We start from the raw sequence: 26,216 nt of genomic DNA on the forward strand, positions 1-26,216 counted from the left end.
GATTCGCGAGCACGCGCGGAACCATGTAACATCGGAGATCGCGCCCCGATAGCTCAGTGGTAGAGCATCTCACTCGTAATGAGAAGGCCGTCAGTTCGATCCTGACTCGGGGCTCCGTCAGGCCCCGTGATGAAGATCACGGGGCCTTTTGGATTCTCCCCTCGCGCGCGCCTCGGGCGTACGCTCGAAGCATGAGCAGAGCGCTTCTCATCGTCGACGTCCAGAACGATTTCACCGAGGGCGGCGCACTTGCCGTCGCTGGCGGAGATGCCGTGGCATCCGCCGTGTCCGCCTTCCTCGAGGCGCACGCCGCCGACTACGAGGTGATCATCGCCTCCCGCGACTGGCACGACGCCGCAGGCGACAACGGCGGCCATTTCGCCGCGGAGCCGGATTACGTCGACTCGTGGCCGGTGCACTGCGTCGCGGGCACCCCAGGAGCGGACTACGACCCGCTGCTGGTCACGGATGCCGTCACCCACCACGTCCGCAAGGGGCAGGGCGAGCCCGCCTACTCGATGTTCGAGGGCGTGACGGATGCCGGCGACACGGTGGGGGCCGTGCTGACGCAGGCGGGCGTGCTGAGCGCGGATGTGGTCGGCATCGCGACGGACCACTGCGTGCGCGCCTCGGCGCTGGATGCGCTCGCGCACGGTGTGCGGGTGCGGGTCTTCACCGACTTGATCGCCGGTGTGGCACCCGAGACCAGCACCGCCGCCCTCGCCGAGCTCGCTCATGCAGGAGCGGAACTCGCCGAGAGCGTACAGGCGTGACCGCCGACCGCTGCGCCCTGCTTCTGCGGGCGGTGAACCTCGGCGGGCGCAATCGTGTGCCCATGGCGGAGCTGCGTCGACTGCTCGAGGAGCGCACCGAGCTCACCGGTGTGTCGACCTTCATCGCGAGCGGCAACATCATCTGCGACGATCCGGGGGACATCGACCGCACGTGCGCCGAGGTGCGGGCGCTGATCGCCGCCGAGTTCGGTGTGGATACGCCTGTGATCGCGCGTACGCATTCCGAGCTGCTGGCGGCACTCGCCGAGAACCCGTTCCCTGATGCGGCGCAGGACAAGCTCCTGCACGTGATGTTCCTCGAGAGGCCTGCGGCAGACGGGGCGATCGAAGCGCTCGAGCAGCGCCTGCAGCCGGGGGAGAGGATCGCCCTGGTCGGTGCCGACCTCTGGATCGACTACGCCGAGAGAGGCGTGCACAGCTCGAAGCTGACCAAGGCTGTGCTCGACAAGGCGCTGGGAGTCGAGGGGACCGCGCGCAACGTGCGCACGGTGCGGACGCTGGCCGAGCTCACCGTCTGAGGGTTCGACTCAGCGCGGTGGGCGGCATCGACGGATGCTGCTCCACGTCGACGCGGCGGGTACCGCAGTCTCCGCAGCGGACGTACAGCACGGTCCCTTCGCTCGTGCGGTGCCTGGACTCTACAGACCACGCGTGCTCATGCGCGGTGATGATCGGCTGAGGGATCGGGCGGGTGTGCAATGCGGTCATGCATCCAGCGTGATGTAATGGCCTTATGCATCTCAACCCTTACGGCGAGTATGCGGTTCTGCTCGCTGCATCCCTCGCGAACGACTGGCCGGCAGATCGCGCGGGGATCGAAGCGCGCACGCTGGAGGGTGGCATGACGATGGTCTTCCCGCCTGCGCCGAACGATCATGCGCAGGTGCGGGCTGTGATCGACGACTGGCTGCGCGTCGTGGACGAGAACGATCCGGCGACGAGGGCGGAACTGCTGAACGCCCAGATGGCATCGGCAGGCGCATACCCTCGGCTCACGAATCATGATGGCGAGGGCTGGCACCTGCACTATCGCGACGACGTGCAGTCGCTGCCGTACGTCCTGCGAGCGATCATCAACGTCGGAACGTCTCTGCACCTCGTCACCCGAGGCATGGACCGGCTGTCACGCTGCGAGGCGTCTCCGTGCACGAACGTCGTGGTCGATGTGACCCGCAACGGCCGTCAGAGGTTCTGTTCGGTCCGCTGCGCGAACCGCGCAGCCGTGCGCCGACATCGTGCGCGTGGTCATTCGGCGGAGTGAGCCGCCCAAGCCACCGACCGCCAATTCGGTCCCATCCGCTCGTATGTGACGATCGCGTGGCAGTTCCGACAACGCACGTCGCATTTGTCGATCTCGCTCGCGATCACGGTGATGCTGTGGCCGTTGCGTACCAACCGCATGACCTCATCGCGTTTCTCCGCCCGAGGGCGGTGATCGAAATCGAGGACGCGGATGTCCGACTCGCCGCAGTCTACGCACGGATGGTCCAGGAGATGCGCGGACACGAAGGCGATACTCGCTGCCTGTTGCGCTCTTGTGCGTGCACGGATCACGGCGACGTGGTGCTCGCGATTCCGCTCGTAATAGCGACGTGACGACTCTCGATTGCACGTTCGGCAGACTTCTTGGTGTCCGTCGGCGCTCGATCGTTTTCGATTGAACTCATCGAGTGCCTTGCGGACGCCGCACGTTCCGCAGCGTTTCATGAATTGAAACCTAGTTGCCGGTACCGACATCCTGCTTTTCACGGTGGGCCCCGAGGGGCTCGAACCCTCGACCCGCGGATTAACCTGCCACTTCGGCTTTCGCCGCCGCCCCGCAGGGCGTTCGTGGTCTGGACTGTCCCTTCACCATGGCTTTCGCTGTAGGTGCCACCCGTCCAGTCTCTACACCTTCCGGACTCGCGTCCGGCTTGGCTCGGGATTGCCAACTGGTCTCCCAGGAAGGGTTCCCCGACTTTGAGTGGTGTCATCCCCGGAGTTTCCCCCGAGGCGCTCCTATTCTGTTGAAGTCCGATGCTCTGCCAACTGAGCTAGAGGCCCGTGTGCTTCCAGTCTATGCGCACGAGCAGGGCCGCCGGCGACACCGAGTTCGCCGACGGCCCTGCCGTTCCTCTCACCGTCATCCCCCGATGGGTGAGAGCGCCGAGCTCCCCAGCCCGGCGTCCCCGCCTTACTGGGCCGGGGGCATCAGCACGGTGTCGATCAGGTACACCGTGGCGTTCGCGGTCTGCACGCCGCCGCAGACGATCTTGGCGTCGTTCACCATCCAGTCGTCGCCGCTGCCGGTGACGTCGAGATCCGCTCCCTGCACCGTCGTGTGCATCCCCTCGATGTCGGACGGCTCGATCTGACCGGGAACCACGTGGTACGTGAGGATCGAGCTCAGCGTCGCGCTGTCGGTCTTGAGAGCCTCGATCGTGGCGGGGTCGATCTTCGCGAAGGCGTCGTCGACCGGTGCGAACACCGTGAACTCACTGCCGTTGAGCGTGTCGACGAGGTTCACGTCGGGGTTGAGCTGACCGCTGACGGCGGCGACGAGCGTCGTGAGCATCGGATTGTTGGATGCGGCGACCGCGACCGGATCCTGCGACATGCCCTGGATCGAGCCCGCGCCGTCAGGGACGGCCTCGGCGTATGCGGCGCAACCCGGGCCGACGAGGTTCGCTGCCGGATCCATGGTGTCGGGAGCGGCGTCGGACGATTCGGGCGCCGAGGGCTTGGGGGACTCCGCCGCGGGAGTGCCGCCCATCGAGCATCCGGAGAGCAGGAATGCGCTCGCCAGCGTGAGGGTGAGTGCTGCGGTGACCTTCTTGGTGCTGAACATCTCGAGCTCCTTCAGAACTGAGCCACGGCCTCTCCGTGGCGTCGACCTCTGTTCGGAGCCCGCGCGGATTCGGATGGGAAGTCGTGGAATCCAATCCGTTCGGGGTGTCAGCGCGAACAGAGGGGGACAGAAGCGAGGACCCCATGGACCTGATCATCATCGGCCTGCTCGGCGGGCTCATCACCGGCATCTCGCCGTGCATCCTGCCCGTACTGCCGGTCATCTTCCTGACCGGGGGAGCGCAGTCGGCGAAGTTCGACGGAGAGGTGGTGCCCGCGAAGCGCAGCAGGCCCTACCTCGTGATCGCGGGACTGGTCCTGAGCTTCACTCTCGTGACGCTGGGAGGATCCCTGCTGCTGGGCCTGCTGAACCTGCCGCAGGACATCATCCGCTGGGTCGGCATCGCGGTGCTGGTCGTCATCGGCGTCGGGCTGATCGTGCCGCGATTCGAGCGGATCCTGGAACGACCCTTCCAGCGCTTCGGGCAGCGCGAGGTGAAGAACCGGGGCAACGGCTTCGGTGTGGGCCTGGCACTCGGCGCCGTGTTCGTCCCGTGCGCCGGCCCTGTTCTCGCGGCCATCATCGTCGCCGGCTCCACAGGACGGATCGGCGCAGGCACGGTGCTGCTCACTGTGTCCTTCGCGATCGGCGTCGCCGTTCCGCTTCTCGTTTTCGCCCTGGCCGGAAGGAGCGTCATCGAGCGCATCCGCGCCTTCCGATCCAAGGAGCGCGCACTGCGCATCGCGGCGGGTGTCGCGATGATCGCTCTCGCGGTCGGGCTGGTGTTCAACGTGCCTCAGGCCCTGCAGCGACTCCTTCCCGACTACACCTCGCCGCTGCAGCAGGAACTCGCCGATTCGGAGGAGGTCTCTGACGCCCTCGACCTGGGCGGGCTGGTCACCGAGGAGAACAAGGATCTCGACAAGTGCACGAACGGGGCCGAGGAGCTCGAGTCCTGTGGCACGGCGCCATCGATTGCCGGAATCCAGCAGTGGCTCAACACCCCGAACGGCCAGGCCGTCGAACTCGAGAGCCTTCGCGGAAAGGTCGTGCTGATCGACTTCTGGGCGTACTCCTGCATCAACTGCCAGCGCTCGCTGCCGCACGTCGTGGCCTGGGACCAGGCGTACCGCGATCTGGGGCTCCAGGTCGTCGGCATCCACTCTCCTGAGTACGCGTTCGAGAAGGACCCTGGCAACGTCGCCGCAGGCGTCGCCGACTTCGGCATCGACTATCCGGTCGCCCTGGACAACAGTCTCTCCACCTGGACGAGCTACCGGAACCGGTACTGGCCGGCGCATTACCTGATCGATGCCGAGGGCACGGTGCGGCACATCTCCTTCGGCGAGGGCGGCTACGCCGAAACGGAGAAGCTCATCCGCGAACTGCTGAAAGACGCCGATCCGGCAGTCGTGCTCCCGCCGGCGACCGACATCGCCGACACGACTCCCGATGTGGGCTCGACGACCAGGGAGACCTTCCTCGGCTCGTCGAAGGACGTGAACTTCGCCGGAGACACGGCCTACAGTGCCGGCACCCGCGGTTTCGGCTTTCCCGGCGATCAGCCGGACGACAGCTTCGCCCTCGAGGGGACCTGGACGGTGCAGACCCAGTACGCGACGCCGTCGGCCGGCTCCGGCAGCATCCGCCTGAACTACCACGCCGCCGAGGTCCGTGTGGTGGTCGCGGGGTCGGGCGAGATCGTCGTGCGCGACTCCGACGGCCAGGAGCAGCGCATCCGGATCGACGGGACTCCGCGCTCGTACGCCCTGCAGGAGGCGGATGCTGTCGCTACGGGCTCGTTCGTCCTCGAGGTGCCGGCGGGTGTGCAGGTCTATTCCTTCACCTTCGGGTGACGCCTGCAGCGGATCGAGAGGGGATGCGGCATGCTGGTGGAGATGGTCATCGACGGGATGGACGTACCCGAGGACGGCACGGCGCGGGATGCCGTCGCCGACCTCCTCGGGCGCATCGCCGACGGCGATCAGATCGCCTTCGCCGAGCTGTACGACTCCCTCTCCTCCCGCGTGTTCGGTCTCATCCTCCGAGTGCTCGTCAACCGCTCGCAGAGCGAAGAGGTGCTGCAGGAGGTGTTCCTGGAGATCTGGCAATCCGCTGACCGCTTCGCTCCGAACAAGGGGCAGGGAAGAAGCTGGGTGATGACGATCGCCCACCGCCGAGCGGTCGACAGGGTGCGTGCATCGCAGTCCAGCGCCGATCGCGACGTGCGGGCGGGACTGAAGGACATCGGAGTGGCGCACGACAGCGTCGCCGAGCAGGTGGAGCTGGGGATCGAGGGCGAGAAGGTCGTCGAGGCGCTCTCCGGGCTCTCGGAGCCGCAGCGCGAGGCCATCGTCCTCGCCTACTACGGCGGATACAGTCAGAACGAGATCGCGGTGCTCGTGGGAGCGCCGCTGGGCACGGTCAAGACACGGATGCGGGACGGGCTGATCCGTCTTCGCAGCCTGATGGGGGTGACGGCATGAACGAGCAGGAGTTCGCGGAGCTCTCCGCGGGGGCTGCGCTGCACGCGCTGTCTCCCGATGAGGAGCGCCGCTTCCGGGCGGCCCTGGCCGTGCATCCCGAATGGCGGGGCATCGCACAGGACGACGCGGAGGCCGCGGCGACCCTCGCAGACGGCGTCGAGCCGGTCACGCCGCCCGACCGCGTCCGCTCGGCTCTCTTCGCCCGCATCGCCGAGACCGCGCCGGACGACGGGTCTGCGCCGGCAGAACGCACCACCTCGGCCGAGCCGATTCGCGAGCAGACCCGCCCACGCATGACGGAGGAGTCCGAGGAATCCCGCGCGGGCCACCCGGAGGCGGGCAGCCCCTCGCTGTCGACCGCCGAAGGCCAGGCGGGGACCGAGGCCGAGCGCCTCACCGGCCGGACGCGCAGCCGACGCCTCCTGTTCGCGCTCGCCGCCTGCATCGTGCTTCTCGTCGGGATCGGAGTGGGAACGATCGCGCTGAACGGGTTCCTCGCGCGGCCCGCCCCCGTCATCGCTCTCGAGCAGATCGAAGGCGCAGCCGACGCGGAGCAGGCCTCGATCGCCGTCAGCGGGGGAGGAACAGCCATCGCCCACTGGTCGGCATCGCTGGGCCGGGCCGTGCTCGTCACGGAGGACATCGCCGTGCCCGCCCCCGACGAGACCTATGAGCTCTGGTTCGTACGGGACGACGGCGCCGTCTCCGCAGGCACGTTCAGCGTGGACGGAGGACATGCCATCGCTGAGCTGAAAGGCGAGATGCGCGCCGGAGATGCGATCGCGGTGACGGTCGAGCCGGCCGGCGGCTCGCCGACGGGGCAGCCGACATCCGATCCGGTGATCGTCATCCCCACCGCCTGACTCCGCCGATCGCGCGTACCCTGGAGTGATGCCTGAGCACCACCGCCCGATCCGCCGCCCGACGAGGTCTTTCGACAACATCGTCGGCTCTCACGACCCCGCCGAGGAGACGCGCATCGCGCATGCGACGGCATCCGCTCTGCTGACCCGTGTGCGCGCGGATGACAGCGGCGAGAGCGCAGACCGGCTGGTGGCGTTCACCGCTGAGCACGGCATCGACGAGATCGCCGAGCTGTGGTCGAAGGCGCCCTCGCGCACGCTGCCCGGCGCCCTGTGGCGTCTGTACGTGCTGCAGCTCGCGATCCATGGCGATCCGCAGACCGCTGCGCTGCTGTACGAGCGCGGACGCGTCGAGCTGGCCTCGGCGGATGCTGTGGTCGCCGGCGCGCCGGTGCCTGCCGACCCTGACGAACTCGTGGTGCTGATCGATGCGATCCTGCACGGCGCGTTCCGCGGCGATTTCGCCGTGGCGCTCGATCGTGCGGCGGCGTTCTGCCGTGTGCAGGCATCCGGTGCCACGCATGTGGCGGATGACTACGAGGCGACCGAGCCGCAGCGGGCGAGCGAGCTGACGACGAGGGCGCTCAGGCTCAGCTCCTACGCACAGGATCTTTCGGCCAGCGCGGTGCTGTGGCGCATCGACGGGCTGGTCTGAGCCTGGGATTCGTGGTCCGGATATGAGAAGACCGGGCCGCAAGAACGCCTCTCGGCGGAAGGCCGCTCGCAGCGGCGAAAATTGGAGCCCGGGGTTATGCGGCCCGGCCAATTGATTGTAACGCGATCTCGCGGGAGCTATTCCCGCCCTCTAGGCTCGGATTCATGACCCGGCGCTTCGCACTGATGATCGACCCTGTGGCGGCCTCCGAGGAGCGGGAGGATTTCTCCGGCACCTTCACGGCGGTGGATGCGGCGGCCCCGGCGCTCAGCGTGGGGGAGCTCAGCACGCAGCGCGGCGACGGGGTGTTCGAGTCGATCGGCGTCATCGACGCGCACGCCCAGGAGGTCGTTCCGCACCTCGAGCGCCTGGCTCACTCGGCGCGGTTGTGCGATCTGCCGGTGCCGCACCAGGAGCAGTGGCGGCAGGCGGTGGCTGTCGCCGCTGCGGAGTGCGGCGAAGGCGAGTGGGTGATCAAGCTCATCCTGAGCCGAGGTGTGGAACACGGGCCCACACCGACTGCCTGGGTGACGGCGGCGCCGGCGGCGGACTTCTCCGCGGTGCGCGTCGACGGCATCCGCGTCGTCACTCTCGATCGCGGCTACGACCTGCACGTCGCCGAGCGTGCGCCGTGGCTGCTGCTGGGGGCCAAGACCCTCTCGTACGCGGTCAACATGGCGGCGCTCCGCGAAGCGCATCGCAGAGGAGCGGATGACGCGATCTTCCTCTCCAGCGACGGATTCGTGCTCGAGGCGCCGACCGCCTCCCTCGTCCTCCGCGTCGGCGAGAGGTTCGTGACGCCCGCGCCGAACGGCGGGATCCTGCACGGCACCACGCAGCTGAGCGTCTACGAGCACCTGTCCGCGCGGGGTTTCGAGGTCGGATACGCCGAGATCCCGGCATCCGATCTGGTCAAGGCGGATGCCGCCTGGCTCGTGTCGAGCGTGCGCCTCGCCGCTCCCATCACCGCCGTCGACGGGACGGCACTGCCGGTCGACGCCGCCCTCACCGCCGAGCTCAACCAGTACCTGCTCTCGCCCCGCGACTGACTCACCGGGCCGCGGCCTGCGCGACAGGCGCGGCGGCCTGCGCGAAAAGTCGGAGTTCTCCTCCGACACGCCGTGCTGCTGCATCCGCCACCGGCGTGTCGTCGAGAGACTCCGACTTTTCGCACAGCATCACAGCACGGCAGATCCGACGACGGAGCCGGACGACGGAACGGCGGAACCGGACGGCGGAACCGGACGGCGGAACCGGACGGCGGAACCGGACCGAGGCCCGGCGGCCGAAACGCGGGCACGCAAGGACGGCCGGGCGCAGCCTCCTGCGACGACTCCGCGGGCGCATCGCGTCTCTCGCAGGAAGAAAGCCACCGCAGTGCAAGATAGCCACCGCTGTCAGCGTCAGGGCCACATGTGCGCGCCGGCAGCGATCTTGGCCACGATCGCATGTTCGACCAGCGCCCAGTCGTACATGATCATGGCGAAGTCGAACCGCAAGGTCTCGTAGCCCCACATCGCTGACAGGGCATCACGCATCAGGTCCTTGTGGCGTTCTGCCCTGCCGTCGTGGTTCTGCTTGCCGTCGATCTCGATGAGCAGGCGATCTCCGATGAGCAGGTCGACGCGGCCGGTCTCGTGGATCAGGATCTGCGTGCGAACATCGATCCCGATCCGATGCAGTCGATGCCGCACGATCGACTCGAGCCCGCTGTCGGCGTCGTCGCGCGCGAAGTCGAGCAGCCACCGCAGACGCGCGGGCAACTCGGAGCGCAGCCGCCGCAGATCCTCGCCGCTGAGCAGGCGCTGTCTCAACGCGGACTCGAGCGCTGCGAAGAAGGACTCCTCGCTTCGGCACTGCGCGATCTGCAGCAGCGTTCGCGGAATCGAGGGCAGGCTACCCGTCTCCGGTTGACCCGCAGACCAATGCAGGCAACAGTCGGCGCAGGCGGCGAGCTGGCGTCCCTCGGCGCCCATCCAGACGTGGATCGTGTTCTCGTCGAGCACCCACAGGCCGTGGAGCCGGGCCGCCGTGGTGGCCGCGGGGACACCGCCGTGGGCGGCAGCGTGAAACTCCTGCGGTGAGGTCGTGGGGAGAGCGTACAGCCCTTGACGCGGACGCACGATCTCGCCGGCCTTACGAGCTCGGTTCAGCTCGCGAGCAGTCACCCCCATTGCCAGGAGCGTGCGCGTGCGCGCCATGCCGCCCTCGGAAGCGAGGGCGTGGGCAGCGGTACGGAAGGTCATCTCGCGAGTGTGCCCTGGCTCGAAGCCCGCCCGCTCGAGGGATCTCCGCTATCACCCGGGGGGAGTGGAGAAGCCGTGATCCGGGCCGGTTGTGCAGGACGAGTCGTGGGCGGAGTCCCGAGGTGCGAAAAGTCGGAGTTCCTCGCCGACACGCCGCGCACCGGCATCCATTACCGGCGTGTCGTCAAGAGACTCCGACTTTTCGCGCACGAAACGCGCGCACGAAGCGCCCGCACGAAGCCGGCGCGGGGAGGCCGGCGAACCGTCGCGCCTCCCCGTCCGCCTCAGCCGAAGCGTCCCGAGACGTAGTCCTCGGTCGCCTGCACGCTCGGCGTGGTGAAGATGCTCGTGGTGTTGTCGTACTCGATGAGCTTGCCGGGCTTGCCCGTGCCGGCGATGTTGAAGAACGCCGTCTTGTCCGAGACGCGGCTCGCCTGCTGCATGTTGTGCGTCACGATCACGATCGTGTACTCGCTCTTCAGCTCGCCGATCAGCTCCTCGATCGCGTAGGTCGAGATCGGATCGAGGGCCGAGCACGGCTCGTCCATCAGGAGAACGTCGGGGGAGACCGCGATCGCACGGGCGATGCACAGACGCTGCTGCTGACCGCCGGAAAGGCCCGCACCGGGCTTGTCGAGCCGGTCCTTGACCTCGTTCCACAGGTTCGCCCCCTGCAGCGACTTCTCGACCAGTGCGTCGGCGTCGGACTTCGCGATGCGCTTGTTGTTGAGCTTGACTCCGGCCAGCACGTTCTCACGGATCGACATGGTCGGGAACGGGTTCGGGCGCTGGAAGACCATGCCGACCTGGCGCCGCACGTTGACCGGGTCGACCGAGGGGCCGTACAGGTCGTCGCCGTCGAGCAGCACCTGACCCTCGACGCGTGCGCCGGGGATGACCTCGTGCATGCGGTTCAGGGTGCGCAGGAACGTGGACTTGCCGCAGCCGGAGGGGCCGATGAACGCGGTGACGCTGCGCGGCTCGATGTCGAGGGAGACGCCCTCGACAGCGAGGAAGTCGCTGTAGTAGACGTTGAGGTCGTTGACTTCGATGCTCTTGGACACGGGATGATCCTTCGGGTTGTGGCTCAGCGGCCGGTCTTCGGGGCGAACACCTTGGCGACGACGCGCGCCACGAGGTTGAGCACCATGACGATGACGATCAGGGTGAGGGCGGCGGCCCAGGCGCGGTCGACGTATGCCTCCGCCGGGATGCCCTGGTAGGCGTACTGCGAGTAGATGAACACCGGCAGCGTCTGCATGCGTCCGCCGAACAGGTTGTAGTTCATCGCGTCGGTGAAGCCCGCGGTGAGCAGCAGCGGGGCGGTCTCGCCGATCACGCGCGAGATGGCGAGCATGACGCCCGTCGTGATGCCGGCGATCGAGGTCGGCAGCACGACCTTGACGATCGTGAGCCACTTCGGCACGCCGAGCGCGTACGAGGCCTCTCGCAGATCGTTCGGCACCAGCCGCAGCATCTCCTCGGTGGAGCGCACCACGACCGGGATCATCAGCACAGAGAGCGCGACCGAGCCCATGATGCCCATGCGCACACCAGGACCGAAGATCAGGGCGAACACCGCATAGGCGAACAGTCCGGCCACGATCGAAGGGATGCCGGTCATGACGTCGACGAGGAAGGTGATGATGCGCGACATGCGCGTGCCGCGACCGTACTCGATCAGGTAGACCGCGGTCATCAGACCGATGGGCACGGAGATCACGGTCGCCGCGAGGGTGACCGTCAGCGTGCCCATGATCGCGTGCAGCGCGCCGCCGCCTTCGCCGAGCACGCCGCGCATCGACGAGCTGAAGAAGAGCGGGTCGAGGCGCGCGACGCCGTTCGAGATGACCGTCCAGCCCACCGAGACCAGAGGCACCATCGCCACGAGGAACGCAGAGGTGACGACACCGGTGATGAAGCGGTCGAGCGCCTTGCGCTGTCCCTCGACGATGCGCGAGGTGACGTAGATGATGGCGAGGTACAACAGGGCGCCGACGATGAGGCTGCCCGCGATGTTGAACTCGGAGCCGGATGCCGCCGCGGAGAGTCCGAACGGGGCCGCGGCCACGAGGAGTGCCACGCCCAGCAGCGCCCACGGCGCCCAGCGCGGCATGTGTCCGGACGACAGCGATGCGCGCGAAGACGAGATGGCGTTCGGCGCGGGAGGAGCGATGGTGGTCATGTCAGTTCGCTCCCGAGAATTCCTTGCGGCGGTTCACGAACCACCGCGCGACCGCGTTCACGGCGAACGTCACGATGAAGAGGATGAGACCGGTCGCGATGAGGACGTTGATGTTCGTCTTGTACGCCTCGGCGAAGGTGAGCGCGATGTTCGCGGCGATCGTCGAGGGATTCGTCGAGGTGAGCATCTCGATCGTGACGGCCTTGCTCACCGAGAGCACCATGGCCACGGCCATGGTCTCGCCGAGCGCGCGGCCGAGGCCCAGCATCGAGCCCGACACGATGCCGGAGCGGCCGAAGGGCAGCACAGCCATGCGGATCATCTCCCACCGGGTCGCGCCCAGTGCGAGCGCCGCCTCCTCATGCAGCCGCGGCGTCTGCAGGAAGATCTCGCGGCAGATCGCGGTGATGATCGGCACGACCATGACGGCGAGCACGATGGCGGCGGTGAGTACCGTGCGGCCCGTCGGGGAGACGACACCGCCGAAGAAAGGGATCCAGCCCAGGTTGGTGTTCAGCCACGCGTAGACCGGCTGCACGGCCGGGGCCAGCACGAAGATGCCCCAGAGGCCGAAGACCACCGAGGGCACCGCGGCCAGCAGGTCGACGATGTAGCCGATGGTCTGCGCGAGGCGGCGCGGTGCGTAGTGGGTGATGAAGAGGGCGACGCCGAGCGACAGCGGCACGGCCATCAGGAGGGCGAGCAGGGCGGCCCACAGCGTGCCGAACAGCAGCGGACCCACGTAATCCCAGAAGTTCGTCTGCAGCAGAGACGCGGAGCCGTTATCGGCGCTGAACGCCGGCAGCGACTGCACGATGAGGAAGATCGCGACCGCGGCGAGCGTGATCATGATCATGGAGCCGGCGGCGACCGCTGTGCCGGAGAACCAGATGTCTCCAGCGCGCTTCTTCGCGACGATCGGAGCGCGGGCCTCCGTTGTCGTGGCTGTCATGGGAGCTGCTTCCTGCTCGATGGATCGGGTATCGGGTGCGGACAGACGGTGTCCGGGGTGCGTATCGCGCCCCGGACACCGTCCACAGGAATTACTTGATCAGGTCGATCGCGGCCTGCGCCTTGGTGCGCAGGTCGTCGGAGATCGGGGCGCTGCCGGCGTTGGTCGCGGCTGCGTCCTGGCCCTCGGCGCTGATCGCGGTCTCGAAGAACGCCTTGGTCAGAGCGGCGACGTTCTCGTCCTCGTACTCGGTGCAGGCGATCAGGTAGCTGACCAGGAGAACCGGGTAGGCGCCCTTCGCGTCCGTGGTGCGGTCGATCGCGATCGCGAGGTCGCCCTCGGTGCGGCCGTCTTCGACCGTCGAGGCGTCGAGCGTGGCAGCGGCGCCCTCAGGGGAGTGCGCGACAAACTCGTCGCCGACCTTGACGTTGACGGCCGAGAAGTCGGCGGCCTGCGAGGAGTCGATGTAGCCGATCAGGCCCTGGCCGCCCTTGACGGCGTTCGCGACGCCCGAGGTCTTCTCAGCGGACTCGCCGCCGAGGTCGGCCGGCCACTCCTCGACGCTGCCCGCAGTCCACACGTCGGGGGCGGTCTGCGCGAGGTAGTCGGTGAAGTTGGCGGTGGTGCCCGACTTGTCGGAGCGGTGCACCGGCGAGATCGCCAGGTCGGGGAGCTCGACGCCCTTGTTGGTCGCGGCGATCTCCGGAGCGTTCCACTTGGTGATCTTGCCCGCGAAGATGCCGGCGATCGTCTCGGGGTCGAGGTCGAGCGAGTCGACGCCGTCGAGCGTGAAGACGATGGCGATCGGCGACACGTAGGCAGGGATCTCGACGATGTCGGAGCCGTCGACGCACGCGCCGAAGCCGCCCGCGGAGACCTCGTCGGTCTTGAACGCGCGGTCGGAGCCGGCGAAGTTCACGGCGCCCTGCTGGAACGACTCGCGGCCTGCGCCGGAGCCGGCCGGGTCGTACTCGACCACGGCGTCGGGGTTGGTCTTCTGGAACTCAGCCGTCCAGGACTGGATGGCGACCTGCTGCGCCGACGAGCCGGAGCCGACGAGCGAACCCGAGAGGGCTGCGTCGGAGGAGGGCGCGTCGGTGGAACCGCCGGTGCCGCCTTCGTTCGCGGCACAGCCGGCGAGAGCGAGGGCAGCGACGGCGCCGATGGCGCCGATACGGGCGATGCGGGAGATCTTCACTGTGGATCCGTTCGATCGGGAATGGGAATGGGCCCGGTGCAGGGCACACAGTGACGCTATGCGCGGCGGTTAACGAGATTCTCCCGGTCAGGTGAACGGAAGGTGAACGACCGTCGACTCTCTGGATTCGCCTGGTCAGACCTTGGGGATGTGGGTCTCGATCGCGATGATCCCGGATCCGGGGTTGGATGCCGACAGGTGCACGACCGAGAACGCCGCGGGCTCGAGGTCGGCGGCGCTGTCGATGTAGGAGCCGTGGATGGTGCCGGTGGCGAGAGCGAGCTCGGAGAGGATGCTGGGGAGCACGGGTCCGTGGCTGCACACGACCGCGGCCTTGCCGCTGCGCACCCTCTTGCCGATCACGGTGCGCAGGTCGGCCGTGCCTTCTTCCCAGGCATCTTGACTGATCTTCGGGGTCTCGGTGATCTTGCGCCCGAGCGCGTGCGAGAGCGGAACCACGGTGTCGACGCAGCGCACCGCGTCGCTCGTGACGATCCGCTTCACGCCGAAGGCGCGCAGCGGGCCGACGATGGATTTCGCCTGCGTGCGTCCCCGCTCGGCGAGCGGGCGCGCAGCATCCGCTCCGTCCCACGCCGTCCGCGACAGGGCCTTCGCGTGCCGCAGCGCGATGACGGGGAAGGTGCGCAGCACGCCGTCGTCGACGAGATTCTGGAAGAAGTCGATGATCTCGAGATCGACGGGGTAGCTCAGGCGCGCGCGCGCCTTCTTCAGGCTCACCCACTCGAGGGCGGCGATCTCGCGGTTCGGAACGAACGTCGATTCCCTGATCGCGTCGTCCGTGGCCTCTGCCGCCCAGTAGTGCACGACCTTCTGCTTGTTCGACGCCATGTGATAGCGGCTGACGCCCACAGGAACACCGAGGACGACGCGGATGCCGGTCTCCTCGTGCACTTCACGCACGGCGGTCTCGGCGAGCATCTCGCCGGGGTCGACCTTGCCCTTGGGCAGCGTCACATCGCGATACTTGCCGCGGTGGATCAGCAGGATCCGCAGCTTGCCGTCGACGATGCGCCACACGACGGCGCCGGCCGCGTATACGGCCTTGTCCTCCCACTTGGCGCGCGGCGCCTGATGGTCCCGCTTCGCGCGCTCGGTGGCTGCGCCGGTCTTCGAAGTCATCGAACCGCCCGCGCGCGGCGCCGCCGCTGGATCAACCCCATGGTCTTGTCCTGCAGGTCGACCAGCGGGTTGCCCTCGCCGTCCTCCGAGTGGCGGTACCAGACGCCCTCCGCGCCGAGATGCCAGGAGCTCGTACCGGGGTCCATCGCGAGATCGAAGAACGCGAGCAGCTCGTCGAGGTGTCGGGGATCCGTGACGCGCACGAGCGCCTCGACTCGGCGATCGAGGTTGCGGTGCATCATGTCGGCGCTGCCGATGTACACCTGCGGGTCGCCGTCGTTCTCGAACGCGAAGATGCGCGAGTGCTCGAGATAGCGACCCAGGATGCTGCGCACGGTGATGTTGTCGCTGATGCCTTCGAGATCGGTGCGCAGGCTGCAGATGCCGCGCACCCACACCTGGACCTTCACTCCGGCCGCGCTCGCTCGGTAGAGGGCGTCGATGATCTCCTCGTCGACCATGGAGTTCACCTTGATGCGAATGCTCGCGGGCTTGCCCGCCTCAGCGTTCTTGCGCTCGTGGTCGATCTGGCGGATCAAGCCCTTGCGCAGGTGGAGGGGCGCCACGAGCAGACGCTTGAACTTCTTCTCGATCGCGTAGCCGCTGAGCTCGTTGAACAGGCGAGTGAGGTCTTTTCCGACCTGGGGGTCTGCGGTGAACAGGCCGAAGTCCTCGTAGATGCGGCTGGTCTTCGGGTTGTAGTTGCCGGTGCCGATGTGCGAGTAGTGGCGCAGGGTGCCGTCTTCCTCGCGGATCACGAGAGCGAGCTTGCAGTGGGTCTTCAGGCCGACCAGGCCGTACACGACATGCACCCCGGCCTTCTCGAGCTTGCGGGCCCAGACGATGTTGTTCGCCTCGTCGAAGCGCGCCTTCACCTCGACCAGGGCGAGCACCTGCTTGCCGGCCTCGGCCGCGTCGATCAGCGCCTGCACGATCGGGCTGTCGCCCGAGGTGCGGTAGAGGGTCTGCTTGATCGCGAGCACGTGGGGATCGCGGGCGGCCTGCTCGAGGAATGCGACCACGCTGGTCGTGAACGACTCGTAGGGGTGGTGCACGAGCACATCCGCCTTGCGGATCGCCTTGAACATGTCCGGGCGGGAGTTGCTGTCGCCGGGCTGGAACGACACCGAGGTGGTCGGCAGATGAGGCGGGTAGCGCAGATCGGGGCGGTCGATCTTGCCGAGATCGAACAGTCCGCGCAGGTCGAGTGAACCGGGAAGGCGATAGACCTCCTGGTCGGTGATGTCGAGCTCTCGCACCAGCAGGTCGAGCGTGACGTCGTCCATGTCGTCGGTGATCTCGAGTCGGATGGGCGGGCCGAAGCGGCGCCGCATGAGCTCGGCCTCGAGGGCCTGGATGAGGTTCTCGGACTCGTCCTCCTCGATCACCATGTCCTCGTTGCGGGTGAGGCGGAAGGCGTGGTGGTCGAGCACCTCCATGCCGGGGAACAGATCGCCGAGGTGGTTGGCGATGAGATCCTCGAGCCGGATGAATCGCGTGATCTCGCTGGTTCCGCGGACCTCGACGTAGCGGGGGAGCATCGGCGGCACCTTGAGGCGCGCGAACTCCTGGCGCCCGGTGCGGGCGTTGCGGATGCGGATCGCGAGATTGAGCGACAGGCCGGAGATGTACGGGAACGGGTGGGCCGGGTCGACCGCGAGAGGCATCAGCACCGGGAAGACCTGCGCCTGGAAGTACTCCGACAGGGCGGCCTGCTCGTCGCCGGTGAGAGCCTCCCAGTCGGTGATCTCGATGCCGGCATCCGCCAGTGCGGGGCGGACCTTGCCGGCCCAGGCATCGGCGTGGCGGAGCTGGAGGGCATGCGCCTCGCGGGAGATGTCCGCGAGCGCGTCCACGGGGGAGCGGCCGATGTTCGTGGGCACCGCCAGGCCCGTCATGATCCGCCGCTTGAGCCCGGCGACGCGGACCATGAAGAACTCGTCGAGGTTGCTCGCGAAGATCGCAAGGAAGTTCGCCCGCTCGAGTTCGGGAAGACTCGGATCCTCCGCCAGCTCCAGCACCCGCTGGTTGAAGGCGAGCCAGCTCAGCTCGCGGTCGAGGTAGCGGTGGTCGGGGAGGAGCGCGTCGGGGGACTCGACGGCATCGAAGTCGTCGTCTTCGGCGTCACCGAGACCTGCATCGGCGAGAGCGGGATCGATCATGGGGTACATCTAAGCACCGCAAGGTGTCGCGTGTGTGAACGGCGGCGGTTCCGTTACCGCGATGCGACGGTCTCGTCCTCGTACACGTTGAAGCGGTAGCCCACGTTGCGCACCGTGCCGATGATCTGCTCCTGGTCGCCGAGCTTGGCGCGGAGCCGCCGCACGTGCACATCGACCGTGCGGGTGCCGCCGAAGTAGTCGTAGCCCCACACCTCGCTGAGCAGCTGCTCCCTGGTGAAGACGCGGGAGGGGTGCGTCGCGAGGAAGTGGAGCAGCTGGAACTCCTTGTAGGTGAGATCGAGCGGCTTGCCGTGCAGCTTCGCCGAATACGACTGCTCATCGATCGTCACGCCCGACGCCTGCACGCGAGACGGCTCGGCCGCCTCCTCGTGACGCGCCAGCGCGAGCCGGAGCCGTGCATCGATCTCGGCAGGGCCCGCGGTGGCGAGCAGCACGTCGTCGATGCCCCACTCTCCGGAGACCGCGCTCATGCCGCCCTCCGTGACCACCAGGAGCAGCGGAGCATCCTGACCCGCTGCACGCAGCAGGCGGCACAGGGACTTCGCCCCGACCAGGTCGGTGCGCGCATCCACGATCACGATGTCGTAGTCGGGCGCGTTCACGAGCTGCGCAGGTTCCGCCGGAATCTGGCGGACGCTGTGACTGAGCAGCTCGAGCGCGGGTAGCACCAGCTCCGCTATCGGAGCGTTGGTCAACGCCAGCACCTGGGCCACACGCTCTCCTCTCGGCCGACGGATGTCGCCGTGACGCCATGATACCGGCACCGGATAGGCGACAATGGAGACATGTCGGAACCCGCACTCGCCCCGCGCAATGCCTTCATCGGTGTGTTCGTCGTGTGGGCCGTGGCCTTCCTCGCCTCCATCGCCGTCGGGATCTTCGTCCCGGAGGAGTGGCGCGTGTCATGGATGCTGGTCGTTTTCGGCGGGCTGGTGCTGCTCTCCTTCGCGGTGCAGCTCTGGTACGGCAGCACCCGGGGGTTCATCTTCCGCGTCGCGTGCAGCGTCACCGGCGCGCTCGTGTTGACGGGTCTGATCGCCACCGGGTTCGGCCTCGCCGCTCTCATCCCCGCCTGACCACCTGCATCGGGGGAGTAGGCTGGGGTTATGGATCTCGTCGCCCTCGAATTCTTCTTCATCGGCCTGCTGGGTCTCGCGAGCCTCTCGATCGCCTTCGTCTCGATCGTGGTGCTGCGCAACCTCTTCCGCGGCCAGCGCTGAGCGCATGCTCGAGCTTCCTGCGGATCTTCCCGCAGACCTCGCCCCGCTCTCCTGGCTGATCGGCGTGTGGGAGGGCACCGGGGTCATCGACTATCCCGTCGGCGACGAACGGCTGCAGGGCGAGTTCGTCCATCGCGTGAGCTTCAGCCACGACGGCGGTCCCTTCCTCAACTACGCGGCGACTGCGACCTTCACCGGGGAGGGCGACGTATCGATTCCCCTGGTCGCCGAGAGCGGCTTCTGGCGGCTGTCGCGGGCGGCGGGGGAGTCGGATGCCGGTCCCGCACTGCTTCCGCCGACAGCTGCCGTTGCGCCCCGCGACGTCCACGACGTCGAGGCGATGCGCACCGCGACGGGCGGCTTCCCGCTCGAGGTGTCACTCGCGCATGCCGACGGAACTCTCGAGCTGTACCTGGGTGAGATCAACGGCCCGCGCGTCGACATCGCCTCCGACGCGATCGTGCGCCCTGCCGGCGGCAAGGAGTACGCAGCGGCATCCCGTATGTACGGCCTGGTCGACAACCACCTGCTCTGGGCGTGGGACATCGCCGCTCTCGGCACGCCCCTTCGCTCGCACGCCTCGGCTCGCCTGGCGAGGGTCTGATGGCGGGGTTCGGCGACATCGACGGCGCCGTCTCGACCGACGAGGGCATCGCCCATTTCGGCGACGCGTTCCGCGAGCAGCGTCGCCTCGCTGCCGGAGAGGCCATGGCTCCGCTCGGCGACCGCACCGTGATCGAGGTCGCCGGCCCTGAGCGTCTCAGCTGGCTCGACTCGATCACCTCGCAGTCCGTGGCGCGTCTCGCGCCTGGCGAGAGCACGGAGCTCCTGGTGCTCGATCCCCAGGGGCGCGTCGAGCATGCGGCTGCGGTGATCGACGACGGAGCGTCGACCTGGCTGATCGCAGACGCCGGTGACGCCGACGCGCTCGCGACGTGGCTCACGCGCATGAAATTCCGGACCCAGGCCACCGTCGAGGTCCGCGACGATCTGCGTCTGATCGGCTTCGTCGATGGCGGTTCCTCCGCGCAGGCCGCGAGTGTCGCGGCATCCGCTCCGAACGGCGTCGCCCTGATCTGGAGCGATCCGTGGCAGCGGGTGAGCGCGGGCGGACACCAGTACGCCGAGGTCTCGGAGCACCCTGGCGCCGCGCTCGCCTGGCGGGTCGCGATCGTGCCGGCGGATGCCGCAGACGAGCTCGCCGCGTCGACGCCGGTCGAATCGCTCGCGGGCCTGCTCGCGGCCGAGGCCCTGCGCGTCGCCGCGTGGCGTCCGCGCTGGGCTGCGGAGGTCGACGAGCGTTCGCTGCCGCACGAGTCCGACTGGATCCGCACCGCCGTGCACCTGAACAAGGGCTGCTACCGGGGCCAGGAGACGGTGGCGAAGGTGCACAACCTCGGTCATCCGCCGCGCCGGCTCGCAGCCCTGCACCTCGACGGCAGCGATGCCGTCCTGCCCGCGCCAGGCGACCCCGTTCTCGTCGGCGACGACGAGCTCGGCCACGTCACCTCCGTGGCCCGCCATTTCGAGGACGGACCGATCGCGCTCGCCATCTTGTCGCGGCGGGCGCCAGAGGGCGATCTCGTGGTGCGGACGGCCGAAGGCGACATCGCCGCCGCTCAGCAGGTCATCGTGCCGGCCGACGCGGGAGCGACTGCAGACATCCCGCGGATCACCCGGCTCTCCCGCCGACCGAGCGCACCGGACCCGCGCGATTCGGACGCCTCCGCTCGGTGAGTCTCGCTCACGGCGCGCCCTTGCTCAATGACCGGGCTGTGGCGCCACGGCGCTCCACGGCAGCGTGAGCTCGCCGAGGCGCCAACGCCCGTTGCCTCCGAGCACCGGCCAGCCGATCGTCTTGAGCGCGGCGACCGCGGCCAGGAATCGCTGCGTCGCGCCGAAGGCCGACAGCGCGGCGGCACGCTCCCACTCGCGGTCGAGGTCGACGAGAAGCGAGTGGATGCGCTCGCCCGGCACGTTCCTGTGAATGAGCGCCTTCGGAAGCCGCTCGGCGACGATGCTCGGGCGCTCGAGCCCCGCGAGGCGCAGCGAGAGCGTGAAGCGCACCGGCATCCCGTCGGCCTCCACATCGACCCAGCTCGCGACACGGCCGATCTCGTCGCAGGTGCCCTCGACGAGCAGGCCGCCGGGAGCGAGCCGAGCGGCCATCGTGCGCCAGGCGTCGGCGACGTCGGCCTCGTCGTACTGGCGCAGCACGTTCATGGCGCGGATGACGGCGGGTCGCCGGCCGCCAGGCAGGGGCACTTCGAACCCTCCGCGCGCGAACGACACGACGAGATCCGGTGGGAAGGGCGTACGGCCTGCCCGCACCTCTTCGAGCTGTGCCGTCGCGAGCGCCACCCTGGCGGGGTCGATCTCGAGTCCGCGGACCTCGGCATCCGCTCTGACCCGGCGAAGCCGCGCCGCGAGCTCGAAGGCGGTCACGCCGCTCGCTCCGTAGCCGAGGTCGACCACGAGAGGGTCGGCGGCGGTGCGGAATGCGTCGGATGCCGCGATCCAGCGATCGTTGCGACGCAGGCGGTTCGTCCCGGTCGTGCCGCGAGTCGGCCTGCCAAGGGGAGATGACGCCATGCGTCAATCCTCCCAGCCCGCTCGATAAGCTGGAGCCATGACCCGCACCCTGATCCTGCTCCGCCACGGCCGGAGCGAGTGGAACGAACTGAACCTGTTCACCGGCTGGGTGGATGTCCGCCTGAACGAGCAGGGCAAGGCCGAGGCCCAGCGCGGCGGCGAGCTCCTCGCAGAGGCCGGCATCCTGCCCGATGTCCTGCACACCTCGCTGCTGAGCCGGGCGATCCAGACCGCGAACATCGCCCTCGACGCGGCCGACCGCCTCTGGATCCCCGTGACCCGCTCGTGGCGCCTCAACGAGCGCCACTACGGAGCACTGCAGGGCAAGGACAAGGCCGAGACGCTCGAGGCATTCGGCCCCGAGCAGTTCCAGCTCTGGCGTCGCTCGTTCGACGTGCCGCCGCCCGTGCTCGACGACGACAGCGAGTTCAGCCAGGTGAACGACCCGCGCTACGCCGGCATCGACGGAGAGGTGCCACGCAGCGAGTCGCTCAAGCTCGTGATCGACCGGCTGCTGCCGTACTGGGAGAGCGCGATCGTGCCCGACCTCGAGGCCGGCAAGACCGTGCTCGTCACCGCGCACGGCAACTCGCTGCGCGGCCTCGTGAAGCACCTCGAAGGCATCAGCGACGAGGACATCGCCGAGCTCAACATCCCCACCGGCATCCCGCTGGTGTACGAGCTCGACGAGAACAACGTCCCCACCGGCCCCGGCCGCTACCTCGACCCCGAGGCCGCTGCCGCCGGTGCTGCCGCCGTCGCGGCCCAGGGCAAGAAGTAAGAACCACATGACGAAGGCCGGATGCCCGCGGGCATCCGGCCTTCGTCATGTCCGCTCAGGCGTGGCCGAGCTCCTGCTGCTCTACCGCGAGGGCGATGTCCTCTTCGTCGACGTGCCAGTCGCCGGTGGCGAGGTAGACGACCTTCTTCGCGACGGCGACGGCGTGGTCGGCGAAGCGCTCGTGGTAGCGGCTGGCCAGCGTGGCGTCGACCGTCGCGGTCGCCTCGCCCTTCCAGTTGTCGCTGAGGACCTTCTCGAACACGCTGGCGTGCAGCTCGTCGATGTCGTCGTCGGTGTTGCGGATGGCGTCCGCGAGGCGCAGGTCCTGCGTGCGGAGCAGCTCGGAGAGCGTGCGGGCGATCTCGACGTCCAGCTCGCCCATCTTGGTGAACGTGCCCTTGAGGCCCTTGGGAACTGCGCGCTCCGGGAAGCGCAGGCGTGCGAGCTGCGAGATGTGCTCTGACATGTCGCCCATGCGCTCGAGAGACGCGCTGACGCGCAGCGCGGTGACCACGATGCGCAGATCGCGTGCGACCGGCTGCTGCCGGGCGAGGATCTCGATGGCCTGCTCGTCGAGGGCCACTGCCAGCTCGTCGATCTTCGCGTCGTCCGCGATGACCTCCTCCGCGAGGGCGACGTCGCTGGTGGCGAACGCGCGCGTCGCCTTGTCGATCGAGACGGTGACGAGGTCCGCGATCTCCACGAGCCGGTTCTGCAGGTCCTCGAGGGACTGGTGGAAGACTTCGCGCATGGTGGGCGCAACCTTTCATTCGGATCTCGTCGGAAAGGTCCGCGAGAGGGTAGGGCCGCGCTCCGCACAGGCCCGATGCGATTGTGTGCCCCGAAGGTTAACGAACGGTGCCCAGCACGTGAATAGTACTTCTCCGGATGCCGCTGAGCGCCGGAAACCCGCCGGAGCGCAGGTGAACGCACTCTACGCTTGAGGCATGACCCTGCCCCAGATCGCTCTGATCTCGCTCGCCATCGGGCTGCTGATCGGCATCGCGCTCTCGCTGGTCGTGGTCTGGGCGTACCGGGCGAGGGCCCGGATGGATGAAGAGACCTCGACCACCGTCCCCGAGGGCGTGACCGACGTCCTCGGCAGCATGGATGATGCGGCCTGCGTGATCGACACATCGGGGCTCGTGCTCGCGGCGTCGCTCGCAGCGGCGCGCTTCGGGATCCAGGTGGGCGCGACCCTCGACAACCCCGAGCTGCGTCAGCTGGTGCGCGGCGTGCGCGCGACCGGCGGGACCGCCACGGAGTCGCTCCGTATCACTCGAGGTGGGCTGAGCCTCGATCCTCGCCTGGTGTCGGCGCGTGCGAGCGTGATCAGCCCGCGCATGACGCTGCTGATCATCAGAGACGTCACGGAGCAGGAGCGGCTCGACCAGATGCGGCGCGATTTCGTCGCCAACACCAGTCACGAGCTCAAGACGCCGGTGGGCGCGGTCACGCTGCTCGCAGAGGCGATCGAATCCGCCGCCGACGACCCCGCGCAGGTGCGCATCTTCGCCGCCCGCATCTCGGCCGAGGCATCGCGGCTCGGTCAACTCACGGGGAGGATCATGAGCCTCTCGCGTCTGCAGGCCGATGACGGCCTCGGCGACGTGCGCCCCGTGGCGATCGACGAGGTCATCGCCGCGTCCATCGAGGCCCATGTGGTGCAGGCGGACTCGGCAGGCGTCGACCTCGCCCGCGGCGGCGATCGTGACGTGTGGGTGCGCGGCGACGCCCAGATCCTCATCGAGGCGATCGGCAACCTGGTCGCCAACGCGATCGTCTATTCGCCCAAGGGCTCGCGCGTCGGCATCGGCGTGCGCGCCGACGGGGACATCGTCGAGATCGCCGTGTCCGACCAGGGCATCGGCATCGCCGAGGCCGATCGCGAGCGCATCTTCGAGCGCTTCTATCGCGCCGATGAAGCACGCTCGCGCCGCACAGGCGGCACGGGCCTCGGGCTCTCGATCGTCAAACACGCGATCCAGCGCCATGGCGGCGAGGTGCTGCTGTGGTCGCGCCCCGGCCGCGGATCGACTTTCACCGTCCGACTTCCCCGCATCGACTCGCCGGTCTCGGGCGACGTCAAGAAGGAGAAGAAGCGCAAGAAGAAGCGCGAGAAGAAGGCGGTCAAAGCCGCCGCCGCTCGCGTCCGAAACGGAGAGACAGCATGACCCGCATCCTTCTCGTCGAAGACGAACCCGACCTCGCCGACCCGCTGGCGTACCTGCTGCGCCGAGAGGGCTACGAAGTCGAGATCGCCGAAGACGGACCAGGGGCGCTCGCCGCGTTCCGCGAGCGCGGGGCGGACATCGTGCTGCTCGATCTCATGCTCCCCGGCATGCCGGGCACCGAGGTGTGCCGCCAGATCCGTTCGACCTCTGCCGTGCCGATCATCATGCTCACGGCGAAGGACTCGGAGGTCGACATCGTCGTGGGTCTCGAGCTCGGCGCCGACGACTACATCACCAAGCCGTATTCCTCGCGAGAGCTGCTGGCGCGCATGCGTGCCGTGCTGCGCCGGGTAGTGCAGGCCGACAGCGAGCTCGACGAGCGGGTGCTGGACGGCGGACGGGTCTCGCTCGACATCGACCGGCACACCGTGTCGGTCGACGGCCAGCAGATCAACATGCCGCTCAAGGAGTTCGAGCTGCTCGAGGTGCTCATGCGCAATTCCGGTCGCGTGCTCACCCGCGGCCAGCTGATCGACCGGGTGTGGGGGAGCGACTACTTCGGCGACACGAAGACCCTCGACGTGCACATCAAGCGCATCCGCTCGCGCATCGAGCAGAACCCGGGTGAGCCCGTGATGCTCGTGACGGTGCGGGGCCTCGGCTACCGCTTCGAGGGCTGACCCCTTCGGCAGGAGCTGCCGACCCGACGAAGAAGGCCGGCCCCCGAGGGGCCGGCCTTCTTCGATGAGTGAGAAGTCAGTTCGACGGAGCCGGTGCGGCGGTGTCGGTCGGAGTCGGCTCCGGTGCGGGCTTGGTCGTGGGCTTCGGCTTCTCAGCCGAGGGGACCAGGTCTGCGTAGTAGGGGAGCGAACCGTCGAGCACGGGGACGTCGGCCTTGACGCCTGAGCTGTCACCCGACTGGAAGTGCACCTCGATCGTGGCGCCGGGCATCGTGTCGAGGTCGACGATGCGCAGCGGCTCCTCGTCGGCGCCGAGGCTCACGGTGCCGCCCGCGGGGACCGTCACGGCCATCGGGTCGATGCCCTCGACCGTGATCGTGAGGGTCGCCTTCTCATCGGTCGGGTTCACGAGCGCGGCGACGAAGTTGCCGACCGAGCCGTCTTCGTTCGCCACGATGAAGGCGTTGCGGACGACGACGGGACCGGTTTCATCGGAGACGTTCACGCCGTCGGATGCCGAGTAGTTGATCGTCGTCGCCTGGGGCGAGATGAACGTGCATCCGGTCGTGCCCAGCAGCACGAGGGTGCTGATGGCGGCAGCTGCGACGAGGCGCGAATTCACTGGTCCTCCTGAGGTCCGGCGGGATATCCGCATCCATTCTATGGGTACGGCCGCGCGAGTCCCGGACGCAGGGGCGCGAACCTTAGCGCATATCCCCTGTGGTATCCTTGAGGTTGCCGAAAGGACACGTTTTTATGCTTTTTGAGGTTGGCGAAACAGTCGTCTATCCGCACCATGGCGCTGCGACCATCATCGAGGTCAAGGAGCGCATCATCAAGGGCGAGGCGAAGAAGTATCTGAAGCTCAACGTCACCCAGGGCGATCTGATCATCGAGGTTCCCGCTGAGAACGTCGATCTGGTCGGCGTTCGCGATGTGATCGGCAAGGAGGGCCTCGACCACGTGTTCGAGGTTCTGCGTGCGCCGTTCACGGAGGAGCCCACCAACTGGTCGCGTCGTTACAAGGCGAACCTTGAGAAGCTCGCCTCGGGCGATGTCATCAAGGTGAGCGAGGTCGTCCGCGATCTCTGGCGTCGTGACCAGGACCGCGGTCTCTCCGCGGGTGAGAAGCGGATGCTGGCGAAGGCTCGCCAGATCCTCATCTCCGAGCTGGCCCTCGCCGAGAAGATCGACGAGGACAAGGCGGGCGCGCTGCTCGACGAGGTCCTCGCTTCCTGAG

Annotated in this window: 28 protein-coding genes and 1 tRNA gene; 16 read left to right on the plus strand and 13 right to left on the minus strand. The window is 68.1% G+C overall.

Features of this window, described 5'->3' with window-relative positions; genetic code table 11:
- Positions 1-42 precede the first annotated feature (42 nt).
- From RS84_RS00500 to RS84_RS00510, 3 genes are all read left to right on the plus strand, one after another.
- Positions 43-114 (plus strand) — tRNA-Thr (locus RS84_RS00500).
- Between the two features lie 77 nt (positions 115-191).
- The gene (locus RS84_RS00505; protein WP_045255803.1) at positions 192-773 is read left to right on the plus strand and encodes an isochorismatase family protein; all 582 of its coding nucleotides are present in this window, start codon (positions 192-194) and stop codon (positions 771-773) included.
- Positions 770-1,312 (plus strand): DUF1697 domain-containing protein, encoded by a 543-nt coding sequence (locus RS84_RS00510; protein WP_045255804.1) that lies wholly within the window; start codon positions 770-772, stop codon positions 1,310-1,312. The genes RS84_RS00505 and RS84_RS00510 overlap by 4 nt, the downstream gene beginning before the upstream one ends.
- On the opposite strand, the gene RS84_RS18835 is transcribed toward RS84_RS00510, so the two are convergent.
- Entirely contained in the window at positions 1,302-1,502 is a 201-nt protein-coding gene (locus RS84_RS18835) for a hypothetical protein (RefSeq protein ID WP_082061976.1), read from the minus strand. The genes RS84_RS00510 and RS84_RS18835 overlap by 11 nt on opposite strands.
- A gap of 25 nt (positions 1,503-1,527) precedes the next feature.
- Here RS84_RS18835 and RS84_RS00515 point away from each other — a divergent pair, with 25 nt between their 5' ends.
- A complete protein-coding gene (locus RS84_RS00515) occupies positions 1,528-2,055 on the plus strand; it encodes a CGNR zinc finger domain-containing protein (RefSeq protein ID WP_045255805.1) in 528 nt (175 codons plus the stop codon).
- Between the two features lie 912 nt (positions 2,056-2,967).
- Here RS84_RS00515 and RS84_RS00525 read toward each other — a convergent pair.
- A complete protein-coding gene (locus tag RS84_RS00525; RefSeq protein WP_045255807.1) occupies positions 2,968-3,621 on the minus strand; it encodes a fasciclin domain-containing protein in 654 nt (217 codons plus the stop codon).
- Positions 3,622-3,764: 143 nt separating this feature from the next.
- Here RS84_RS00525 and RS84_RS00530 point away from each other — a divergent pair, with 143 nt between their 5' ends.
- The 5 genes from RS84_RS00530 to RS84_RS00550 all read left to right on the plus strand — a co-directional run bounded on the left by RS84_RS00530 (position 3,765) and on the right by RS84_RS00550 (position 8,674).
- Positions 3,765-5,477: a cytochrome c biogenesis protein DipZ gene (locus RS84_RS00530; protein ID WP_045255808.1), complete on the plus strand. Its 1,713-nt coding sequence runs from the start codon at positions 3,765-3,767 to the stop codon at positions 5,475-5,477.
- A gap of 30 nt (positions 5,478-5,507) precedes the next feature.
- Positions 5,508-6,107, plus strand: coding sequence for an ECF RNA polymerase sigma factor SigK (sigK, locus tag RS84_RS00535; RefSeq protein ID WP_192627847.1), 600 nt, complete (start codon positions 5,508-5,510; stop codon positions 6,105-6,107).
- Positions 6,104-6,970: an anti-sigma factor domain-containing protein gene (locus RS84_RS00540; protein ID WP_045255809.1), complete on the plus strand. Its 867-nt coding sequence runs from the start codon at positions 6,104-6,106 to the stop codon at positions 6,968-6,970. The genes sigK and RS84_RS00540 overlap by 4 nt, the downstream gene beginning before the upstream one ends.
- A 28-nt stretch (positions 6,971-6,998) precedes the next feature.
- On the plus strand, positions 6,999-7,625 hold the full coding sequence (locus RS84_RS00545; protein WP_045255810.1) for a hypothetical protein: 627 nt from the start codon (positions 6,999-7,001) through the stop codon (positions 7,623-7,625).
- Between the two features lie 164 nt (positions 7,626-7,789).
- Positions 7,790-8,674, plus strand: coding sequence for an aminodeoxychorismate lyase (locus RS84_RS00550; protein ID WP_045255811.1), 885 nt, complete (start codon positions 7,790-7,792; stop codon positions 8,672-8,674).
- A gap of 354 nt (positions 8,675-9,028) precedes the next feature.
- On the opposite strand, the gene RS84_RS00555 is transcribed toward RS84_RS00550, so the two are convergent.
- The 8 genes from RS84_RS00555 to RS84_RS00590 all read right to left on the minus strand — a co-directional run bounded on the left by RS84_RS00555 (position 9,029) and on the right by RS84_RS00590 (position 18,242).
- Positions 9,029-9,871, minus strand: coding sequence for a type IV toxin-antitoxin system AbiEi family antitoxin domain-containing protein (locus tag RS84_RS00555; protein WP_082061977.1), 843 nt, complete (start codon positions 9,869-9,871; stop codon positions 9,029-9,031).
- Between the two features lie 284 nt (positions 9,872-10,155).
- Positions 10,156-10,935, minus strand: a complete 780-nt coding sequence (gene pstB, locus RS84_RS00560; protein ID WP_045255812.1) for a phosphate ABC transporter ATP-binding protein PstB — start codon at positions 10,933-10,935, stop codon at positions 10,156-10,158.
- Positions 10,936-10,958: 23 nt separating this feature from the next.
- Positions 10,959-12,056, minus strand: a complete 1,098-nt coding sequence (gene pstA / locus RS84_RS00565) for a phosphate ABC transporter permease PstA (RefSeq protein WP_045255813.1) — start codon at positions 12,054-12,056, stop codon at positions 10,959-10,961.
- Position 12,057: 1 nt separating this feature from the next.
- Positions 12,058-13,008, minus strand: coding sequence for a phosphate ABC transporter permease subunit PstC (pstC, locus tag RS84_RS00570; RefSeq protein WP_045255814.1), 951 nt, complete (start codon positions 13,006-13,008; stop codon positions 12,058-12,060).
- Between the two features lie 91 nt (positions 13,009-13,099).
- Entirely contained in the window at positions 13,100-14,206 is a 1,107-nt protein-coding gene (pstS, locus tag RS84_RS00575) for a phosphate ABC transporter substrate-binding protein PstS (RefSeq protein ID WP_045255815.1), read from the minus strand.
- A gap of 135 nt (positions 14,207-14,341) precedes the next feature.
- Positions 14,342-15,346 carry an NUDIX hydrolase gene (locus RS84_RS00580; RefSeq protein WP_082061978.1) on the minus strand — a complete coding sequence of 335 codons (1,005 nt, stop codon included), beginning with the start codon at positions 15,344-15,346 and terminating at the stop codon, positions 14,342-14,344.
- Complete coding sequence (locus RS84_RS00585) at positions 15,343-17,508, minus strand: RNA degradosome polyphosphate kinase (protein ID WP_045255816.1); 2,166 nt, start codon at positions 17,506-17,508, stop codon at positions 15,343-15,345. Before RS84_RS00585 ends, RS84_RS00580 begins: the two co-directional genes overlap by 4 nt.
- 53 nt (positions 17,509-17,561) lie before the next feature.
- The gene (locus RS84_RS00590; protein ID WP_045255817.1) at positions 17,562-18,242 is read right to left on the minus strand and encodes a winged-helix domain-containing protein; all 681 of its coding nucleotides are present in this window, start codon (positions 18,240-18,242) and stop codon (positions 17,562-17,564) included.
- A gap of 72 nt (positions 18,243-18,314) precedes the next feature.
- Here RS84_RS00590 and RS84_RS00595 point away from each other — a divergent pair, with 72 nt between their 5' ends.
- From RS84_RS00595 to RS84_RS00610, 3 genes are all read left to right on the plus strand, one after another.
- Positions 18,315-18,605 (plus strand): hypothetical protein, encoded by a 291-nt coding sequence (locus tag RS84_RS00595; protein ID WP_045255818.1) that lies wholly within the window; start codon positions 18,315-18,317, stop codon positions 18,603-18,605.
- Positions 18,606-18,753: 148 nt separating this feature from the next.
- The gene (locus RS84_RS00605; protein WP_045255820.1) at positions 18,754-19,353 is read left to right on the plus strand and encodes an FABP family protein; all 600 of its coding nucleotides are present in this window, start codon (positions 18,754-18,756) and stop codon (positions 19,351-19,353) included.
- Complete coding sequence (locus tag RS84_RS00610) at positions 19,353-20,486, plus strand: YgfZ/GcvT domain-containing protein (RefSeq protein ID WP_045255821.1); 1,134 nt, start codon at positions 19,353-19,355, stop codon at positions 20,484-20,486. Before RS84_RS00605 ends, RS84_RS00610 begins: the two co-directional genes overlap by 1 nt.
- 24 nt (positions 20,487-20,510) lie before the next feature.
- Here RS84_RS00610 and RS84_RS00615 read toward each other — a convergent pair whose 3' ends face one another.
- A complete protein-coding gene (locus RS84_RS00615; protein ID WP_045255822.1) occupies positions 20,511-21,341 on the minus strand; it encodes a class I SAM-dependent methyltransferase in 831 nt (276 codons plus the stop codon).
- A 37-nt stretch (positions 21,342-21,378) separates the two neighbouring features.
- Here RS84_RS00615 and RS84_RS00620 point away from each other — a divergent pair, with 37 nt between their 5' ends.
- The gene (locus RS84_RS00620; protein WP_045255823.1) at positions 21,379-22,122 is read left to right on the plus strand and encodes a phosphoglyceromutase; all 744 of its coding nucleotides are present in this window, start codon (positions 21,379-21,381) and stop codon (positions 22,120-22,122) included.
- Positions 22,123-22,177: 55 nt separating this feature from the next.
- Here the strand turns inward: RS84_RS00620 and phoU are convergent, their stop codons facing one another.
- On the minus strand, positions 22,178-22,873 hold the full coding sequence (gene phoU, locus RS84_RS00625) for a phosphate signaling complex protein PhoU (RefSeq protein ID WP_045255824.1): 696 nt from the start codon (positions 22,871-22,873) through the stop codon (positions 22,178-22,180).
- A 196-nt stretch (positions 22,874-23,069) separates the two neighbouring features.
- On the opposite strand from phoU, the gene RS84_RS00630 reads away from it, so the two are divergent.
- Together RS84_RS00630 and RS84_RS00635 are read left to right on the plus strand one after the other, a co-directional pair.
- Positions 23,070-24,296 (plus strand): sensor histidine kinase, encoded by a 1,227-nt coding sequence (locus tag RS84_RS00630; RefSeq protein WP_045255825.1) that lies wholly within the window; start codon positions 23,070-23,072, stop codon positions 24,294-24,296.
- Positions 24,293-24,976, plus strand: coding sequence for a response regulator transcription factor (locus tag RS84_RS00635; RefSeq protein ID WP_045255826.1), 684 nt, complete (start codon positions 24,293-24,295; stop codon positions 24,974-24,976). Before RS84_RS00630 ends, RS84_RS00635 begins: the two co-directional genes overlap by 4 nt.
- 76 nt (positions 24,977-25,052) lie before the next feature.
- Here the strand turns inward: RS84_RS00635 and RS84_RS00640 are convergent, their stop codons facing one another.
- Positions 25,053-25,598: a restriction endonuclease subunit M gene (locus tag RS84_RS00640; RefSeq protein WP_045255827.1), complete on the minus strand. Its 546-nt coding sequence runs from the start codon at positions 25,596-25,598 to the stop codon at positions 25,053-25,055.
- A 134-nt stretch (positions 25,599-25,732) separates the two neighbouring features.
- On the opposite strand from RS84_RS00640, the gene RS84_RS00645 reads away from it, so the two are divergent.
- Positions 25,733-26,215, plus strand: a complete 483-nt coding sequence (locus RS84_RS00645; RefSeq protein ID WP_045255828.1) for a CarD family transcriptional regulator — start codon at positions 25,733-25,735, stop codon at positions 26,213-26,215.
- The last annotated feature ends 1 nt before the right edge of the window (position 26,216 follow it).

Origin of the sequence: Microbacterium hydrocarbonoxydans (genome assembly GCF_000956475.1) — a bacterium.
Lineage (GTDB): Bacteria > Actinomycetota > Actinomycetes > Actinomycetales > Microbacteriaceae > Microbacterium > Microbacterium hydrocarbonoxydans_A.